Source organism: Allorhizobium borbori (assembly GCF_014196535.1).
GTDB lineage: Bacteria > Pseudomonadota > Alphaproteobacteria > Rhizobiales > Rhizobiaceae > Ectorhizobium > Ectorhizobium borbori.
On record NZ_JACIDU010000003.1, the window covers coordinates 300432 to 318649 of the forward strand.

Sequence of the window (18218 nt, forward strand, 5' to 3'; positions counted from 1 at the left end):
GAGCTCACCGGCTTTGCTTTTTGGGTCTCTACTTCAGCCCGCGATCGAAGCTGCGACCGCTTCGATGGCCTCGGCTGCCTTCTCGCCATCCGGCCCGCCAGCCTGCGCCATATCCGCACGACCGCCGCCACCCTTGCCACCGAGAGCGGCCGAAGCAACACGCACGAGATCGACAGCGCTTGCCTTGTCCGTCAGGTCGGGCGTAACCGCCACAACCGCACTGGCCTTGCCGTCTTCAGAGACACCGACCAGCGCAACCACGCCCGAGCCGAGTGATGCCTTGGCTTCATCGGCCATGCCCTTGAGATCGCGCGGTTCAACGCCGGTGACGACACGACCGAGGAAGCGCACGCCGCCAAGATCACGGACTTCGCTGGCAGAATCGCCCGCGCCGCCGCCCATTGCCAGCTTGCGCTTGGCTTCCGCCAGTTCCTTTTCGAGCTTTTTGCGCTCGTCCAGCAGCGCCTCGACGCGCGAGAGAACATCATTCGGCTGTACCTTGAGCGCACCGGCCAGCGCTTTGACGCGCTCGTCCTGCTCGGCGAGATAAGTCAGCGCGCCTTCGCCGGTCACAGCCTCGACGCGGCGAACACCGGCGCCCACGGCGCTTTCGCCGAGGACGCGGATCATGCCAATCTCGCCGGTGGCGCGGACATGCGTACCGCCGCAAAGCTCGATCGAATAGGGCTTGCCGGCCTTCGGGCCCTCGATGGTCGTGCCCATCGATACGACGCGGACCTCGTCACCATACTTTTCGCCAAAGAGCGCCATTGCGCCTTCGGCAATCGCATCATCGACACTCATCAGGCGCGTCGTGACCGGCGCGTTCTGGAGTACGATGGCGTTTGCCATTTCCTCGACCTGCTTCAGCTCTTCCGCCGTCATCGGCTTCGGATGCGAAACGTCGAAACGCAGCCGCTCGGGCGCGACCAGAGAGCCCTTCTGGGCGACATGGGTACCGAGAACGCTGCGCAGTGCTTCATGCAGGAGGTGCGTTGCCGAGTGATTGGAGCGCAAACGGAAACGGCGACCGTGATCCACCGTCAAAGCGACAGGCTCACCCACTTTCAGTGTGCCCTTGGCGACCGTTGCGCGATGAACGAAAAGACCCTCGCCCTTCTTCTGCGTGTCCGTCACGTCAAGGCGAGCCGTGTCGGTTTCGATAACGCCGGTGTCGCCCGTCTGGCCGCCGGACTCGCCATAGAACGGCGTCTGATTGACGACAACCTGAACTTCGTCGCCTTCGGAAACTGTATCGACCGATGCGCCGTCCTTCACAAGCGCCTGGATCACGCCTTCCGCCGTTTCGGTGTCATAGCCCAGGAATTCCGTTGCGCCGAGCTTTTCCTTGAGTTCGAACCAGATGGTCTCGGTCGCCTTCTCACCGGAGCCAGCCCAATGCGAGCGCGCCTCGGCCTTCTGACGCTCCATGGCATCGGTGAAGCTGGAAATATCGACGCCAATGCCGCGGGCCCTCAGTGCATCCTGTGTCAGGTCAAGCGGGAAACCATAGGTGTCGTAAAGCTTGAACGCGGTCTCGCCATCGAGGCTGTCGCCCTTGGAAAGGCTGGCCGTGGCATCGTTCAGGAGCGAAAGGCCGCGCTCCAGCGTCTTGCGGAATCGGGTTTCCTCGAGCTTCAGCGTCTCGGTGATCAGGGCTTCGGCTCGCACCAGTTCCGGATAGGCACGGCCCATCTGCTGGATCAGCGTCGGCAGGAGCTTCCACAGCAGCGGATCGCGCGAACCGAGCAACTCGGCATGGCGCATCGCGCGCCGCATGATGCGGCGCAGAACATAGCCACGACCTTCGTTCGACGGTAGAACACCATCGGCAATCAGGAAGGCGGAAGAGCGCAGATGATCGGCGATGACACGGTGGCTGGCACGACGCTCACCTTCGGCCGGTACGCCCGTCGCCTCGACTGAAGCCGCGATCAGGGCGCGGAACAGATCGATGTCGTAGTTGTCATGCTTGCCCTGCAGCAGGGCGGCGATACGCTCGAGCCCCATGCCGGTATCGATCGACGGACGTGGCAGGTTGACCCGTTCTTCCTTCGTCACCTGCTCGTATTGCATGAAGACGAGGTTCCAGATCTCGATGAAACGATCGCCATCCTCATCAGGTGAACCGGGAGGGCCGCCCCAGATATGATCGCCGTGGTCGTAGAAAATTTCCGAGCACGGGCCGCACGGGCCGGTGTCACCCATGGCCCAGAAATTATCGCTGGTCGGAATGCGGATGATGCGGTCGTCGGAGAAACCGGCGATCTTCTTCCACAGGTCAAAGGCTTCGTCGTCCGTGTGGTAGACCGTGACCAGAAGGCGCTTGGCGTCTATGCCGAACTCCTTGGTGATCAGGTTCCAGGCAAGCTCGATAGCCTGTTCCTTGAAATAATCGCCGAACGAGAAATTGCCGAGCATTTCAAAGAAGGTATGATGGCGGGCCGTGTAGCCGACATTGTCGAGGTCGTTATGCTTGCCGCCGGCACGAACGCATTTCTGCGCCGAAACCGCCGTGGAATAAGGACGGTGCTCAAGCCCGGTGAAAACATTCTTGAACTGCACCATGCCCGCGTTGGTGAACATGAGCGTCGGATCGTTGCGCGGCACCAGAGGACTGGAGGACACGACCTCGTGTCCGTTCTTCTTGAAATAGTCGAGGAAGGTCGACCGGATCTCGTTCACACCGCTCATGCTACGCCCTTCATTCGCCGCCATACGCGGCCATAATATAAAAAACCAAAGGCTTTTATCTCCGGGGCTTAGCCCTGTCCAGCCGCGCAAAGAAAAACCGACCGCATATCGACGGGATATGCGGTCGGTTTTCCGGGATTTCGCGCCTAGCGGCGAAGATATGGCTCAGAGGCCGGCGGCATCATCGACATCGTCAGGATCGGGCCCGCCATTTTCCAGGAAGCGATCAGCAATCAGGCCGGCATTCTGCCGCAGCGACAGCTCGATCTCATTCATGAGCTCCGGATGATCGCGCAGGAACTGCTTGGAGTTCTCGCGACCCTGCCCCAGACGTTGGCTGTTATAGGAGAACCAGGCACCGGACTTGTCGACAAGACCCGCCTTGACCCCGAGGTCGATCAGTTCACCGACCTTGGAAACGCCCTCACCATACATGATGTCGAACTCGACCTGCTTGAAGGGCGGCGCCATCTTGTTCTTGACGACCTTCACACGGGTCTGGTTACCCGTAACTTCCTCGCGTTCCTTGATCGAGCCGACGCGGCGGATATCGAGACGCACCGAAGCGTAGAACTTCAGCGCGTTGCCGCCCGTCGTGACTTCCGGCGAACCGTAGCTGATGCCGATCTTCATGCGGATCTGGTTGATGAAGATGACCATGGTGTTGGACTTCGAAATCGAGGCGGTCAGCTTGCGCAGCGCCTGACTCATCAGGCGAGCCTGTAGACCCGGCAGGCTCTCACCCATTTCGCCTTCGATTTCGGCACGCGGCGTCAATGCAGCAACGGAATCAACGACGAGAACGTCAACGGCACCCGAACGCACCAGCGTATCCGTAATTTCAAGCGCCTGCTCGCCCGTATCCGGCTGTGAGATCAGAAGATTGTGCAGATCGACGCCCAGCTTGCGCGCATAGATCGGATCGAGCGCATGTTCGGCATCGACAAAGGCGCAGATGCCACCCTTCTTCTGCGCTTCCGCAATCGTGTGCAGCGCAAGCGTCGTCTTACCCGAGCTTTCCGGACCGTAGATTTCGATGATACGCCCCTTGGGAAGGCCGCCAATGCCAAGCGCGATGTCGAGACCAAGCGAACCGGTCGAAACCGTCTCGATCTCCACGATGTTCTCGTTGGAGCCGAGCTTCATGATCGACCCCTTGCCGAAAGCGCGCTCGATCTGGGAAAGTGCCGCTTCCAATGCCTTGCTTTTATCCACCGCTTTGTCCTCTACAAGCCGCAAAGAATTCTGTGCCATTTTCCCACCTTTAGGTTATTGAGAGCGCGCAGGCAATCAATCAGCCAGCCCGGATTTTGTACGCTTTTTGTTCTCATTTTGCAACCCCTTGCCAAGACATTGAAAACAAAATAGAAAACTACGAATGTTCTTTTTTCGTTTTCACAAGGATGCCAGATTGTGGAGAACAGGCGTGCGATCCAGCTGGCCGAATCGGCAGAGGCTGAGCAACGGATGGTTTCGATGAACGATACACACCGCGTCCTGGTGCTTGGCGGCGCTCATATCGATCGTCGCGGGCGCATTTTCGGCGAGACCATACCGGGCGCGAGCAACCCGGGCCATTTCATTGTCGAGCCCGGCGGCGGCGGCTTCAATGCGGCGCGCAATCTGGGTCTTCTCGACGTTCCCGTGCGGATGATCGCGCCGCGCGGCGGTGACGCCGATGGTGAAACCGTTGCCGAGGCGGCGGCCGCCTGCGGTGTCGATGACCACCCCTTCGTCTTTCTCGACCGACAAACGCCAAGCTATACGGCCATCCTTTCGCATGATGGCAATCTTGTTGTCGCACTGGCGGATATGGAGCTTTATCAAGCATTTTCCCCGCGCCGCCTGCAGGTGCGGGCCGTGCGTGACGCGGTGGCTGGAACGGACTGGATGCTCTGCGATGCCAACCTGCCGGAACTGACGATTGCGGCGATTGCCGCGCTGGCGCGCGACCTCAGCAAACCGCTTGCCGCCATTGCGATTTCTCCGGCCAAGGTCGTGCGGCTCAAAGGTTCGCTCTCGCTGTTCAATCACATTTTCATGAACGAAGCCGAAGCCCAGGCACTGTGCGGCGAGCGACCCGACAATGCCGAGGCGTGGCCGGAACTGTTGCGCGACGCTGGCCTCAGAAGCGGCGTCATCACGCGCGGCTCCAAACCGGTCGTCGCCTTTGACGAAAGCGGCGCCTTCACCCTCGCCCCTCCGCCGTTGGAACGGCTGGTGGACGTGACCGGCGCCGGTGATGCGCTGGCTGCCGGCACACTTTCTGGCCTGCTGGACGGCTTGCCGCTGGCCGAAGCCCTAAGACGCGGTATCGCCCTTGCGGCGATTACCCTTTCCTCCCCACATGCCGTTGCGCCCGAGGTCAATCGGGCACGACTTGAAACGATGGTCGGGCTTGTCGCTCAGGCCTGCCATCTGGCATGAAATGCTCCTACGCCACGCAGCGGAAACAATGACCCATGACCCGAGCTATCTCGCCCCTTTTGCCGATTCACTATTCCAAGGAAGTTGCCGCCGCAAAAAGCCGCGGAGCGCCCCTTGTTGCGCTTGAATCGACGATCATCACCCACGGCATGCCCTATCCCGGCAATCTGGACATGGCGATGAGCGTCGAGAATATCATCCGCTCCCAAGGGGCCGTCCCCGCCACGATTGCCGTCATCAATGGTAGCCTGCATATCGGACTTGAAGAGGCGGAGCTGCGCAGCCTGGCGCAGACCGAGGGCGCCATGAAGCTGTCTCGCGCCGATCTGGCCTTCGCCATTGCGGAGCGCCGCACCGGCGCCACCACGGTGGCAGCGACGATGATTGCCGCCGCGCGGGCGGGTATCAAGGTGTTCGCAACCGGCGGCATTGGCGGCGTGCATCGCGGCGCGGAGGAAAGTTTCGATATTTCCGCCGATCTGGAGGAACTGGCTCGCAGCAATGTTGCTGTCGTATGTGCCGGCGCCAAGGCGATCCTCGACATTCCGAAGACGCTCGAAGTGCTGGAAACCCATGGCGTGCCGGTCGTCACCTATGGCAGCGACGAGTTCCCGGCCTTCTGGTCACGCTCATCCGGCCTGGCCAGCCCGCTGGTTCTGGACAGCCCGGAAGCCATCGCCAATTTCCAGCGGGTCCGTGAACAGCTCGGACTGGATGGCGGCATGCTGATTGCCAATCCCGTGCCGGAAGAACACGAAATTCCGCGTGAGGAAATGGAAATCTACATTGGCCGGGCGCTTGCCAACGCCGAACGGGAGGAAGTGACCGGCAAGGCGGTAACACCGTTCCTGCTCGATGCGATCTTCCATTTGACCCATGGCCGCAGCCTGAAGACGAATATCGCCCTGGTGCAGAACAATGCCCGGCTGGCCGCCGGCATCGCGGTGGCGATGAAGGACAACTGAAATTTTGACGAAGCCCGGCGGGCGCTCAGGCGTCCGCCACAGAGCCGCTCGGCTGACCGCACACACGGTTTCGCCCCTCGCCCTTGGCCGTGTAGAGGCGCTCGTCGGCACTCGAGATGAGTTCTGCGAAATTCACACCATCTTCAGGGCCGGACGCCACGCCGCAACTGATCGTAACCGCAACCCGGTCGGCTGTCGAAAGCGTCGATGCCACGAGGCGTCGCAGATGTTCGGCCCGCTCCATGGCCTGCGGATGGTCCAGCCGTGGCAGCATGATGACGAACTCCTCGCCACCAAACCGGTAGAGCCGGTCTTCCCCGCGAATGGCATTACGCAGAAGGTCCGCAAGGGCCTTCAGCACCTCGTCACCCGCTAGGTGCCCGAAACGATCATTGACGGATTTGAAGTGATCGACATCAAGAATAACGGTGCTGATCGCTTCGCCGGATTGCAGGCTTTCGCGAATCATCGCTGGCACGTCGATTTCCATGCGGGCGCGGTCGAAGACGCCTGTCAGCGTATCGCGGCCGGACCTGGCCAGCAGGTCTTCGTAGCGCTCGCGGAAGGTCAGATCGCCGAAGACATCGGCCAGCGGACGGGTCGCCGCATAGGGTTCGCCTGCCCGACGCATGTGGCGGTAGAGAAAATAAATGGTGGCGTAGATGAAGGCCGCGAGCATCTTGCCGGCCCATCCGCTCCAGAAAGCCGACGACGGCACATCGAAGAAGGCATGAAGCATACCGAAAAAGGCGATCTGATCAAATGTCAGCAGCGCGATACCGGATAGCAGGAAACGCGGCACCACCCGGCGCGGCATGAACCGCCCCAGTCTTTCGTAGAGCAGGATGATCGCGACGGAGTCGAGATAGAGCAACGTTGTGCCCCAGAGCATCAGCCAGCCCATTTCCTTGATGAAGGCTGCATCCTTGACCGGTCCGACACCATCAACCGCGTGAAACTGCAGCAGAAGGCCAATTGCGACAGTCATCAGATTGCCCAGGAACAGGCCATAGATCGGCTGACGTACCGTCTCCGCATCTTCCTTGATGTAGAGGAGCAGGATAAGCATCAGCTTTCCCGCGAACAGGATTGATGATCCCGGCGAAACCGTGCCGAAGGGAAGCTCGACGTAAAAGACGGCCGCCAGATAGGTTTCAAGAAAGTGCATGACGCCGAGCGCGGTCAGAAAGACGCCCAGCCCGAGCCGCCTGCGAAAATGCAGGAGCGTCAGCATGACCGTGAAATAGAACACAGCCTCAACGAAAAAGACAAAGAGGTTGAAAAACGGCAAATGCGCTCATTCCGGAACGACAGGGCTATGACCTTTACGCGCTGGCGCGTGCCCCTGTCGAGATTATCGAATGTTTGGTACTGTGATTATCACGCCGAAACAGCGCTGGGTAGTGTCGGGTTGTCTGCCTCTGCACGCCGGGAGAGATTGGCAAGCGCAGTCCGGTCGGCATCGGCCTGCAGCAGACGGCGGCGCATTTCTGACATGAGCATGGGGTCACACCACCGCTGCACCTGCGAAAGCGGTTGCGGACGCCCGAACAGGAAGCCCTGCAATTCGTTGCATCCACTCGCTGACAGGAAGATGGCCTCATCGATCGTCTCGACCCCTTCAGCGACAACCTTCATACCCAAGCCGCGACCGAGATCGATAATGCTGCGCACGATGACTTCTGCGCTGTTCACAACACCGAGATTGGCCACGAAGCGGCGATCGAGCTTGATCGTATCGAAGGGATAGCGGCTGAGATAGCTGAGTGAGGAATAGCCGGTGCCGAAATCGTCAAGCGCCACGCCGAATCCCATGCGCTTCAGGCTCCTGAGGATCTGCTGCGCGCGGCGGTCGTCATCGATCAGCACGCTTTCCGTGATCTCAAGTTCGATCTGGTCCGGGTGTACGCCGCTGCGGTGGACGATTTCGCCCAACGCATCCAGGAAACCGGGATGGCGGAACTGCACCGGGCTGACATTGACGCTGACACGCTGGCCGGGCAGCTCAGTGGAGAGCAGCCGGCATGCCTCGCGAAACACCCATTCGCCGATCGGAATGATCGTGCCGGAGGCCTCCGCGACAGGAATGAAATCGCCCGGGTTCACGAAACCGCGCGCGGGGTTATGCCAGCGAATCAGCGCCTCGTGGCTGGAGACAGAGCCGGTCGCGGGATCGATGCGCGGCTGGAGGTAGAGTTCGAATTCGTGGCGATCGAGTGCCTGCTTCAGCTCGACCTCGATCTCGCGGCGGCGCTCAACCTCCGCATTCATGCCGGGCCGGAAAACATGCCAGGTGTTGCGGCCGGAATTCTTGGACTGGTAGAGTGCGACATCGGCGCAGGCGAACAGGTCTTCGGGATCGGTGGCGTGCAGCGGGCAAAGGGCACCGCCCACGCTGACGCTCCCGGATACCTTTTCCCCGAATCCGATATCGAAGGGTTCGGCAAAGACGGAGACGATCCGACGGCAAAAGTCCTCGAGCTGGTTCTCGAACACGACGTTATTGAGGATGATGGCAAATTCATCGCCACCCAGCCGCGCAGCGGCATCGTGACGGCCGATGAGACCGTGAAGGCGACGGGCCGCTTCACGAATGACCGCGTCGCCGGCGAGGTGGCCGTGAATGTCGTTGATATCCTTGAAATGATCCAGATCGATCAGGATGAGCGCCGTGCTGCGATGACCTTCCAGCGGGCCTGTCGCCCTGGCCAGCCGCTCGTTGAACAGGCCGCGATTTGGCAGCCCGGTCAACGGGTCGTGTTGGGCAAGATGGCGAATGCGGCTTTCGGCCTCCTTGCGTTCCGTCAGATCGACAAGGCAGCCGACGCGCACCTTCTCACCACGAAACACGATGTCACGCCCCCTTGCCTCGACCGGCACGCGACGACCATCGGGCAGGCATATCTCGATCTCGTAGCCCGAGACCCGGTCGTCATCCATGACGGAAAATACTTTTTCGCGCGACTCTTCGGTCAGGTAATCGGAAAAACGTGAACCGATGATTTGTGCACTCGACAGGCCTGTCAGGCGTTCCAGTTGGCGATTGCAATCGAGGATGAGGCCGTCGCGGTGGATGACGATCGCTTCGAAAGTGGCGTTGGCCAGTGCGGTCACGCGTTCGGCCTCCTCCATATCACGGGACATCGCCTGAAGCTGGCTCTTCTGGCGTTCCTCATCCTCAATCGTATCCATCAGGCGGTTGAAAAGGCCGGTGAGCTTTTCCGCCTCATCACCGGCGACAACCGGCAGGCGCTTCGAAAGATTGACAGTACCGTTCAGCAATCCGCTGATCGCCTCTTCCACATGACCGACGCCCATGCGTGATGCGTGTTCGGCAACGTTGAGGCCGACATCCTCGGCCTCCGGGGACACACGGACAGTCATGATGCGGTTGAGGCCATAGAAGAAAAGGAAGCCTAGGCCGAAGCACCAGAGGAAATTGACGCCGACACCAAGCGCCTGGATCTGCAATTGCGCCAGCTTGCCACCGGCCGGTAAGAGTTCGGCTGGAGCCAGCAGCGCAAGACCGAGCGTTCCCGCAACTCCGGCAAAAGCATGCACGCCGACGGCACCGACCGCGTCATCGACCCGAAAGCGCGTTTCCAGAAGATGATTACCCCAGAGCGAAACGGCGGCCCCCACCAGCCCGATCAGCGCGGCACTGGCGCCATCGAAGAGGTGGCATCCAGCGGTCACGGCCACGAGCCCGCCCAGCATGCCGCAAAGCGTCTTCTCCGGCAGCACCACCCGGTCCTGCCAATAGCCGATCACATAACCAGCGCAGGTGCCAACGGCACCGGCCAGAACCGTATTGAGAATAACGTGCCCGACATTGGACGTGACAGCCAGCGTCGAGCCACCGTTGAAACCGATCCAGCCGAAGAACAGCAACATGCCGCCAGCCATCGAGAGGACCGGATTGTGACCGGCGATGCGAACGGGTCGGCCGTATTCATCGAAGCGTCCCATGCGCGGGCCGATCACCAGACAGGCGGCCAGTGAAATCCAGCCACCCGTCGCGTGAACCACGCTCGAACCGGCGAAGTCGACAAAACCCAGATTGGCAAGCCATGCGCCCTGATTGGGACCGAGGACCCCGCCCCAGGCCCAGTGGGCGAAAACGGGATAGATCACCGCCGAGAGGGCAACGGTTCCCGCCACATAAGCCGTCAGCCCCATACGCTCGGCAACAGCTCCCGAAACGATCGTGGCGGATGTACCGCAGAACATCACCTGGAAAACGAAGAAGGTAGCCTGCCATGAATCGAGCTTCGACAGAAAGAACAGATCGCCATCAAGGCCCACCGGCAGGAACCCGGATGAACCGAAGGCAAACATGAAGCCGACGGCGGCGAAAACAACCACGCCAAAGACGAAATCGAGGACGTTTTTCTGGGCGACATTGATGGAATTACGCGAGCGCACCATGCCGGCTTCAAGAAGCAGAAAGCCGACCTGCATCATCAGCACCAGTGCGGCGGCAACGAGAACCCACGCGACATCAAGCCGATGCGCGAGTTCGCTCAACCCTTGGCCATCCGCCGCCCACGCAAATGGGGGCGCCGCTGCCAGCGCTGCAAGAAACACCATTGCATGAAAGCCCTTGGCCGCCAATCGCATCTAAAAACCGTCATACTCCTCAAGAAGACATCCGCACGCTACCGATGTCGACTTAATGAAATATGATAATTCGGCTGTTACTTCTTTAGGCAGAACTCATACGCTGCCGTTTTCTGCGCCATCCGCAAAAATACCACCTCGACCTTGCTGCAGGATTTGCTCTCCCTTGCGGAAAGTGAACTCCACCGCATCGGCTTCATTCGTGAAAATATCGGCGCGAATGAAGTTGCGTACCCGCACCTGTCCGTCGAACACCTTCTCGATGCGGCCCGCCAGACGAAACTGCGATCCCTCGCGGATTGGCGTCGCAAATATGCGGCAACCGTCGTATTCGCGCGGTTCCACCTCTTTGGGTGCTGCGGGCGCGGCATTGCCGCCAAAGGCCGAGAGGATTTTCGAGAAGAACGAAGCCATGTTGTTTCCTTCCTGCGCGCGGCACCGGCCGCTCAGATGATGAGATTGGCGAGGATGTCGTTTTCGGTGATATCCTCGAAGCCGATGCCGGCCTTGTCGAAGCGCGCCGTCAGCAGGGCAAAGCTTGCCGGGTCCCGCGTTTCGATACCGATCAGGATCGAGCCGAAATTGCGGGCGCTTTTCTTCAGATATTCGAAGCGCGCGATATCGTCGTCCGGTCCAAGAAGGTTGAGGAAGTCACGCAGGGCACCGGGGCGCTGGGCCAGTCGCAAGATGAAGTATTTCTTCAACCCGGCATAGCGCATGGCCCTTTCCTTGACGTCGGGCAGTCGCTCGAAATCGAAATTGCCACCGGAAACGACGCAGACAATGGTCTTGCCGGTGAGTTCGTCCGGTTCCAATTGCGCCAGCGTCGCGATGGACAACGCGCCTGCCGGCTCCAGCACGACGCCTTCGACATTCAGCATATCGATCATGGTCACGCAGATGGCGTTTTCGGGAACGAGTTGTACCTGATCGGCGGAAAAGCCTTTGAGCGCGTCGAAATTGAGATCACCGATCCGCGCGACGGCGGCGCCATCCACGAAATTATCGACCTTGGGCAGGGTCACGATTTCGCCGCGCTCAAGGCTGGTCTTGAGGCTGGGGGCCCCCGCAGGTTCAGCGAAGACGAAGGCGGATGCGGGTAACTGCCCGTGGAAATAGCCGGTCACGCCGGCGGAAAGACCGCCGCCTCCCACCGGCAGAATCACGAGGTCGGGCGTCACGCCCTCCGGCAGTTCGGCGGCAATTTCCGCAGCAACGGTCGCCTGCCCCTCAATGATGTCGAGATCGTCGAAAGGCGGCACCATGACGCCACCGATCACCTCGACATGCTCGCGCGCGGCGGCATAGCACTGGTCGAAAATATCGCCGAACAGGCGAATGGTGATGTATTCGCCCCCGAACATACGGGTCTTGTCGATCTTCTGCTGCGGCGTGGTGACTGGCATGAAAACGATGCCCGGAACCTCGAAATGGCGGCAGGCAAAGGCAAAGCCCTGCGCGTGATTGCCGGCAGAAGCGCAGATGAACGTGTGCCCGCCCTCGCCCGTCGCAATCGCCTTGCGCATGAAGTTGAAAGCACCGCGCAGCTTGTAGGAGCGAACGGGGGTCAGATCCTCGCGCTTCAACCACACATTCGCACCGTAGCGGCGGCTCAGATGGTCATTCAATTGCAGCGGTGTTTCCGGGAAAATCCCGCGCACGGCCTCTGCGGCATTCTCAACGTCTCGTTTGTCCACGTCACCAGGATCCATTGAAATTCATGACTGCAATGGGTATTGCCATAAGCAGGTGCGGAAACAAAGGTCGTTTGTGCCCGCAACGGGAAGAGCAATTCCGCATCCGGCGTTTCAAGGCCCTTTCTGGTCCACGCCGCGAGCGACCAAACAGGGTGTGACTTTCCTTGAACGCCAATCTTCTCCGGTCCGCATTCCATGTCGCAGCCGTCAGCGGCATGTATCTTGCGACAGCCATGCTTGTCCCCGCCCTTGTCGATCTTTATTACCGCGATCCCCATTGGAAGGTTTTTGCAGTCAGCGCCTTTTTGACGGGCGGTCTGTCCCTCCTGACGGCAACCGCGACCAGGGGGACGCCGCCCGTCTTCAGCAAGCGGTTCGGCTTCATTCTCGTAAACGTGCTTTGGGTGGTCTTTTCCGTCGCCGGCGCGTTGCCGATCTACTTCTCCAGTCTCGGGATCACCCTCGGACAGGCGATCTTCGAATCTGTTTCTGCCGTAACCACTACGGGATCGACCGCCATTTCCGGTCTGGATCACATGCCTCGCGGCCTTTTGATGTGGCGTTCTTTGCTGCACTGGCTGGGCGGCATCGGGATCGTCGCGCTGGGATTGTTCGTTCTGCCGTTCTTGCGGGTTGGCGGCATGTCGTTCCTGAAGATGGAATCGTCGGACAATAACAGCGACCGTCCCTTTGCCCGGCTTGCGACCTTCACCCGCGCATTTATCGCCATCTATGTCGGCATTACCATTGCCTGCGCCGTGGCCTTCGATTTTGCCGGCATGACGAGGTTCGACGCCATAAACCATGCCATGGGGGTCGTATCGACCGGCGGGTTTTCAACCCACGACGCTTCATTCGGCTATTTCGGCGACAACTGGGCCATTCTCTGGATCGCGACGGTCTTCATGATCATCGGCAGCCTGCCGTTCTCGCTGATGATTCTGTTTGCCGTGCGACGCAGGCTCCAAACGCTTCACGACCCGCAGATTGTCGTTTTCTTCGGCTATGTCTGCACCTTTTCGATTTTGGTGGCCATCTACCATCACTTCAAAAACGGGATCAGTTTCGAGGCGGCGCTGACCCATGCTTTCTTCAACTTTACCTCGATCTTCTCCACATCCGGTTATGCAAGTCAGGACTACAGCCAATGGGGGCCATTCGTCGTCATGGCCGCCTTCGTCGCCACCTTCATGGGTGGCTGTTCCGGCTCGACAGCGGGCGGCATCAAGGCTTACCGCTTCGTGATCCTCTTCAAGATGATCCATGTCGGCCTCAAGCGCCTCGTCTATCCGGATGCGGTTTACTCGTTGCGTTACGGTCGTGTCGCAATCGATCCCGACGCGCAGAAAACCGTGCTCATCTTCTTTGCCACGTTCACACTCATCTGGGCGATCGGCGCCATGGGCATGGGCGCTTTGGGTTACGATCTCGTCACCTCGGTTTCAGCCTCCGCCACGATGATCGCCAATGTGGGCATGGGCCTTGGCCCCATTATTGGCCCGGCTGGCAATTTCTCGACCATGAACGAGCCGGCCTACTATCTCCTGTCCATGCTCATGCTGCTGGGACGTCTGGAAGTCCTGTCCGTTCTAGTCCTGTTTTTGCCAACCTTCTGGCGTGGATAACGCCCGATGTCTCACGCAATTGTGTGGTCCGGGCGAGTGCATTTGATTGACCGTATACCTATCCGTTGATCTTTTCAGGGCAAGATCGGTCACCCGGCTCCATTCTTCAGGAAAGTTTCCAGATGTCGCAGAATATCCAGTTTCAGGATACATCCCGCAAGACAAGTGAAGTCCTGGAAAGTATCCTGAACGACATCAAGACAGACCGCATCACGCTGCGTGACCTGATGGCGATGATCGGCGAACAGGGGCTTTTACTGCTCTGCGCACTCCTGTCCCTGCCCTTTCTCTTTCCCGTGTCGATTCCAGGCGTCTCCACCGTATTCGGCGCCGGTATCGTGCTGATCGCCATCGCGATCACTATCAACCGCCTGCCCTGGCTGCCGGATTTCGTGGCCAACCGCGAACTGGAGACCGCGAAACTCGTGCCGGTGCTCAATCGTGGCGTCACATTCCTGCGCAAACTCGACCGCTTTCTGAAGCCTCGCCTTTCCTATCTTACGGCCGGTGCCGTCGCCAACCGGGTAAACGGCCTGGCGCTGACCTTTGCCGGTGTGCTTTTGATGATGCCGCTCAGCTTCATTCCTTTTTCGAATACGTTGCCGGGCGTTGCCATCCTGCTGCTGTCGACCGGAATTTCCCAACGCGATGGCGCCCTGGTGGGCGGCGGCTATGGCCTGATCGGCCTGACCATCGTTTACTTCGGCGGGCTGGCCTGGCTCATATGGGCCACGGGCGCGAGCTTCAATATTCCCGGTTTCAGTTGACGTTACGGTATGCGGCAAGAAATCTGCGCTTGCCATAATTTCGTCCGGCTGCGGGAGGACATGCAGCACTTGTCTGCCCCGCCTCACCTGCCTATCGGACCTGAACCATGCGGTTGTCCCGTCGAAACCTTTGCGCCTGTCTGTTCTGTGCCTTCACGGCGCCCCGTGCCTTTGCCGCAACCGACGCTGCAGTAACCCCGAAAGCCGCGACGCGCGGCGACCACCTCCTCGAACCGTCGCTTCACGTTCCAAAGGGCGGCGCCACACCGCAGGTGGCGCTCACCTTCGACGCCTGCTCGGGCGATATCGACCGCCGCATCCTCGATCTGCTGGTCAGCGAACAAATCCCGGCCACGCTTTTCGTCACAGGTCGCTGGCTGCGCCGAAACGCGGAAACCATTGCCGTGCTGAAAAGCCATCCGGATCTGTTCCAGGTGGAAAACCATGGCTTGAACCATGTGCCAGCCGTCGATCGCCCCGATACGATCTACGGCATTCCGGCCGCCGGTTCTCTGGATGCCGTGCTCAAAGAGGTGGAACAGGGCGCCGTGTGGATGGAGAAATCGGGTCTGCCCCGGCCCCATTGGTTTCGTGGCGCAACCGCCCTCTACACCTCCTCCGCCATCACGGCAATCGAAGGGCTTGGTTACCGCATCGCCGGCTTTTCCCTGAACGGCGATCAGGGCGCCTCGGCAACGGCTCGCGCGGCGGCGAACCGCATTGCCTCGGCCCGGGACGGCGATGTGGTGATTTCCCACATCAACCATCCGGAACGACCGGCGGGCGAAGGTGTTGCCGAGGGAATTCGCGCCCTGAAGAAAAAGGGCTTCAGCTTCGTGAAGCTCAAATAGACTAGCCCCTGAGGTCAGGAACTATCGCTTACTGATCGAGTGCCGCCAGCACACCCACCCCGAATTCGTTGGTGCCGATGCGGGCGGCCGCTTGCCAGAGCGGTGCAATTTGCGCCACAAAGCAGCATGGCTTCATTTCTCAAAGATCTTTCGCTCGCGCTCGGCCTGCTCACAAGCGATCAGACACCCATTGCCGATCAGTATGGCTGGAAGGATTTCGTCTGGCGGGTCCGCCCCATCGAACATTGCATGACGCCGGATGCCGGCATGTGCCCGGTGATTACGGAAAACTGGGACTGGAAGCGCGACCAACGGTACAGTTTCGCCGTTCAGGCATCACCCGCGAACAACGGACTGACGATCCGCCTCGGTCTGGACAATCGTGACCCCGAGGACCGTGACGACGTCTGCATCGTTGCCATTTTCACGGACGCCAGCGACAAGGAAGTCGCGATCTTCTACCAGAACTGGGCTTCCTTCCCGGGCAAGAGCTATGCGCGGAATACGCCGCTGCAACTCGCACCGAAATTCCCGGTAAACAGCATCACGAAGGTGGCCATCGGCGTGAAACAATGCGAACCGAAAAATGCGGTCGATGCACAGCTTTTCTATTCCATTCGCACGATGCTCGATCAACGCTAAACCGTTGCCCCATCGCGAAAGCTTTGCCGATAGCCATAATCGCTGATGGTGCGGACGGCGGGGCTCGAACCCGCACGGATTGCTCCGAAAGATTTTAAGTCTCTTGCGTCTACCAGTTTCGCCACGTCCGCGCGCGCTTCTTCTCGACAACTTGGCCTGAAACGTCAAGAGCTTGTTTCGAACGGCACGGCCTGCACCTTGCTATCACCCCAACAAAAAGGCGCGACCCATGCGGATCGCGCCCATTTAATTCAGTAGGTTGCAAGAAATCAGGCCGAGAGCTTAGCGGCCAGCTTGGCAACCGTTGCGCCTTGGAATTTTGCACCTTCCAGTTCGACGGCAGAAGGCTGGCGCGAGCCATCGCCACCGGCAATGGTGGATGCACCGTAGGGCGAACCGCCCTTGACTTCTTCAACGCCCATCTGGCCCTGGAAGGAATAGGGAAGACCGGCAACGACCATGCCGTGGTGCAGGAAGGTCGGGATAAAGCCGAGGATCGTCGATTCCTGGCCGCCATGCTGCGTGCCGGAAGAGGTGAAGACCGAACCGACCTTGCCGATCAGCTTGCCGTTAAACCAGACGCCGCCGGTCTGATCCCAGAATGCGCGCATCTGCGAGGCAACCGTGCCGAAGCGGGTGCCGGCACCGACGATAATGGCGTCATATTCTTCCAGTTCGGCAACTGTCGCGACCGGTGCAGCCTGATCGAGCTTGAAGTGTGCGCCCTTGGCGACATCTTCCGGAACCGTTTCCGGCACGCGCTTGACGACGACTTCAGCGCCTTCTGCCTTTGCGCCTTCTGCAACGGCATAAGCCATCTGTTCGATGTGACCGTAAGAAGAGTAGTAGAGAACCAGTACCTTGGCCATTTTCTTCGTTTCCTTTTCCTGTTCGGGAACCTGTTGTGTCTGCAATTTCGCCGCTATCCGACGGATGAGGTTGAACACCATGCCGCATCTCCGTTGCGTTCGTGAGAACTAACTTAGGGCCGATCCGGCGATCCGCACAGCCGATCATACGCGAACTGACTGTTCAATAAAGCAGAACGAAAAAATCCTTTTATTCATTTTTTCGACACTTCATGCCCCATTTCGCTTCGCTGCGGAGTGCGCTAATTTCGCTCGCCGAATGAATGGAAAGAAATACCATGACCGCTGAAGGAACCGTGACCGCCGCCATGCTGGCGATTGGCGACGAACTGCTCTCTGGCCGCACTCGCGACAAGAATATCGGGCACGCCGCCCATATGCTGACGCTCTGCGGCATCGATCTCAAGGAAGTCCGTATTGTGCCGGATGAGGAGGAAGAGATCGTTGCGGCGCTGAATGCGCTGCGCGCCCGCTACACCTATGTTCTGACATCCGGCGGCATCGGTCCGACCCATGACGACATCACCGCCGACGCCGTTTCCAGGGCCTTTGGCCTGCCCTGCATTCACGATGAGAAGGCGATGGAACTGCTCGGCGCCATGTATGAGCGGCGTGGCATGGAGTTTACCGAAACCCGCAAGCGCATGGCGCGCATGCCGCAGGGAGCGGAGCACATTCCCAATCCGGTCTCCACGGCGCCTGGTTTCAGGATCGGCAACGTTCATGTCATGGCCGGTGTACCGCAGGTGTTCGAGGCCATGCTCGACCATGTGCTGCCGACGCTGGCCCATGGCCGCAAGATGTTGTCAGTGGCCATCATCAGCCCCTATGGCGAGGGCGAGATCGGTCTTCGGCTGGGTGCCATCCAGAAAGCGCATCCGGAAACGAGCATCGGCTCCTATCCGCGTTTCGGTGGTAGCGGCTTCACCACGGAACTCATCGTGCGCGCCCGTGACGAAAGCGTGATGGAGGCTGCTGCGGCGGATGTGAGAGCCATGCTCGAGGCCATTCGGGTGGAAAAGGAAGCGTCACCTGCCTGAAGCGCCGTCGGGCTCCAAGTC

14 protein-coding genes and 1 tRNA gene are annotated in these 18218 nt (G+C 59.8%); 7 read left to right on the forward strand and 8 right to left on the reverse strand.

What is annotated here, in order from left to right; translation table 11 throughout:
• Positions 1 to 33 precede the first annotated feature (33 nt).
• Positions 34 to 2694, reverse strand: a complete 2661-nt coding sequence (gene alaS, locus GGQ66_RS05575; RefSeq protein ID WP_183790269.1) for an alanine--tRNA ligase — start codon at positions 2692 to 2694, stop codon at positions 34 to 36.
• Between the two features lie 165 nt (positions 2695 to 2859).
• Positions 2860 to 3948, reverse strand: coding sequence for a recombinase RecA (recA, locus tag GGQ66_RS05580; protein ID WP_183790271.1), 1089 nt, complete (start codon positions 3946 to 3948; stop codon positions 2860 to 2862).
• A 222-nt stretch (positions 3949 to 4170) separates the two neighbouring features.
• Between recA and GGQ66_RS05585 the strand changes: the two genes are divergently transcribed.
• Together GGQ66_RS05585 and GGQ66_RS05590 are read left to right on the forward strand one after the other, a co-directional pair.
• Positions 4171 to 5121, forward strand: coding sequence for a carbohydrate kinase family protein (locus tag GGQ66_RS05585; RefSeq protein ID WP_183790273.1), 951 nt, complete (start codon positions 4171 to 4173; stop codon positions 5119 to 5121).
• Between the two features lie 35 nt (positions 5122 to 5156).
• Entirely contained in the window at positions 5157 to 6086 is a 930-nt protein-coding gene (locus tag GGQ66_RS05590; RefSeq protein ID WP_183790275.1) for a pseudouridine-5'-phosphate glycosidase, read from the forward strand.
• Positions 6087 to 6111: 25 nt separating this feature from the next.
• Here GGQ66_RS05590 and GGQ66_RS05595 read toward each other — a convergent pair whose 3' ends face one another.
• From GGQ66_RS05595 to ilvA, 4 genes are all read right to left on the reverse strand, one after another.
• On the reverse strand, positions 6112 to 7320 hold the full coding sequence (locus tag GGQ66_RS05595) for a GGDEF domain-containing protein (RefSeq protein WP_183790367.1): 1209 nt from the start codon (positions 7318 to 7320) through the stop codon (positions 6112 to 6114).
• A gap of 146 nt (positions 7321 to 7466) precedes the next feature.
• Complete coding sequence (gene amt / locus GGQ66_RS05600; protein WP_237358795.1) at positions 7467 to 10613, reverse strand: ammonium transporter; 3147 nt, start codon at positions 10611 to 10613, stop codon at positions 7467 to 7469.
• Between the two features lie 189 nt (positions 10614 to 10802).
• Complete coding sequence (locus tag GGQ66_RS05605) at positions 10803 to 11120, reverse strand: HlyU family transcriptional regulator (protein ID WP_183790279.1); 318 nt, start codon at positions 11118 to 11120, stop codon at positions 10803 to 10805.
• Positions 11121 to 11152: 32 nt separating this feature from the next.
• Complete coding sequence (gene ilvA / locus GGQ66_RS05610) at positions 11153 to 12403, reverse strand: threonine ammonia-lyase (RefSeq protein WP_183790281.1); 1251 nt, start codon at positions 12401 to 12403, stop codon at positions 11153 to 11155.
• 164 nt (positions 12404 to 12567) lie between these two features.
• On the opposite strand from ilvA, the gene GGQ66_RS05615 reads away from it, so the two are divergent.
• The 4 genes from GGQ66_RS05615 (at position 12568) to GGQ66_RS05630 (ending at position 16288) form a co-directional block, all read left to right on the forward strand.
• Positions 12568 to 14028 (forward strand): TrkH family potassium uptake protein, encoded by a 1461-nt coding sequence (locus GGQ66_RS05615; RefSeq protein ID WP_183790297.1) that lies wholly within the window; start codon positions 12568 to 12570, stop codon positions 14026 to 14028.
• A gap of 122 nt (positions 14029 to 14150) precedes the next feature.
• On the forward strand, positions 14151 to 14795 hold the full coding sequence (locus GGQ66_RS05620) for an exopolysaccharide biosynthesis protein (protein ID WP_183790299.1): 645 nt from the start codon (positions 14151 to 14153) through the stop codon (positions 14793 to 14795).
• Between the two features lie 107 nt (positions 14796 to 14902).
• Positions 14903 to 15646 carry a polysaccharide deacetylase family protein gene (locus tag GGQ66_RS05625; protein WP_183790301.1) on the forward strand — a complete coding sequence of 248 codons (744 nt, stop codon included), beginning with the start codon at positions 14903 to 14905 and terminating at the stop codon, positions 15644 to 15646.
• Between the two features lie 126 nt (positions 15647 to 15772).
• The gene (locus tag GGQ66_RS05630; protein WP_183790303.1) at positions 15773 to 16288 is read left to right on the forward strand and encodes a hypothetical protein; all 516 of its coding nucleotides are present in this window, start codon (positions 15773 to 15775) and stop codon (positions 16286 to 16288) included.
• Positions 16289 to 16334: 46 nt separating this feature from the next.
• Here the strand turns inward: GGQ66_RS05630 and GGQ66_RS05635 are convergent.
• A tRNA-Leu gene (locus GGQ66_RS05635) sits at positions 16335 to 16419 on the reverse strand.
• A 138-nt stretch (positions 16420 to 16557) separates the two neighbouring features.
• Complete coding sequence (gene wrbA / locus GGQ66_RS05640) at positions 16558 to 17157, reverse strand: NAD(P)H:quinone oxidoreductase type IV (protein WP_183790369.1); 600 nt, start codon at positions 17155 to 17157, stop codon at positions 16558 to 16560.
• Between the two features lie 278 nt (positions 17158 to 17435).
• Between wrbA and GGQ66_RS05645 the strand changes: the two genes are divergently transcribed.
• Positions 17436 to 18197: a competence/damage-inducible protein A gene (locus tag GGQ66_RS05645; protein ID WP_183790305.1), complete on the forward strand. Its 762-nt coding sequence runs from the start codon at positions 17436 to 17438 to the stop codon at positions 18195 to 18197.
• Positions 18198 to 18218 lie beyond the last annotated feature (21 nt).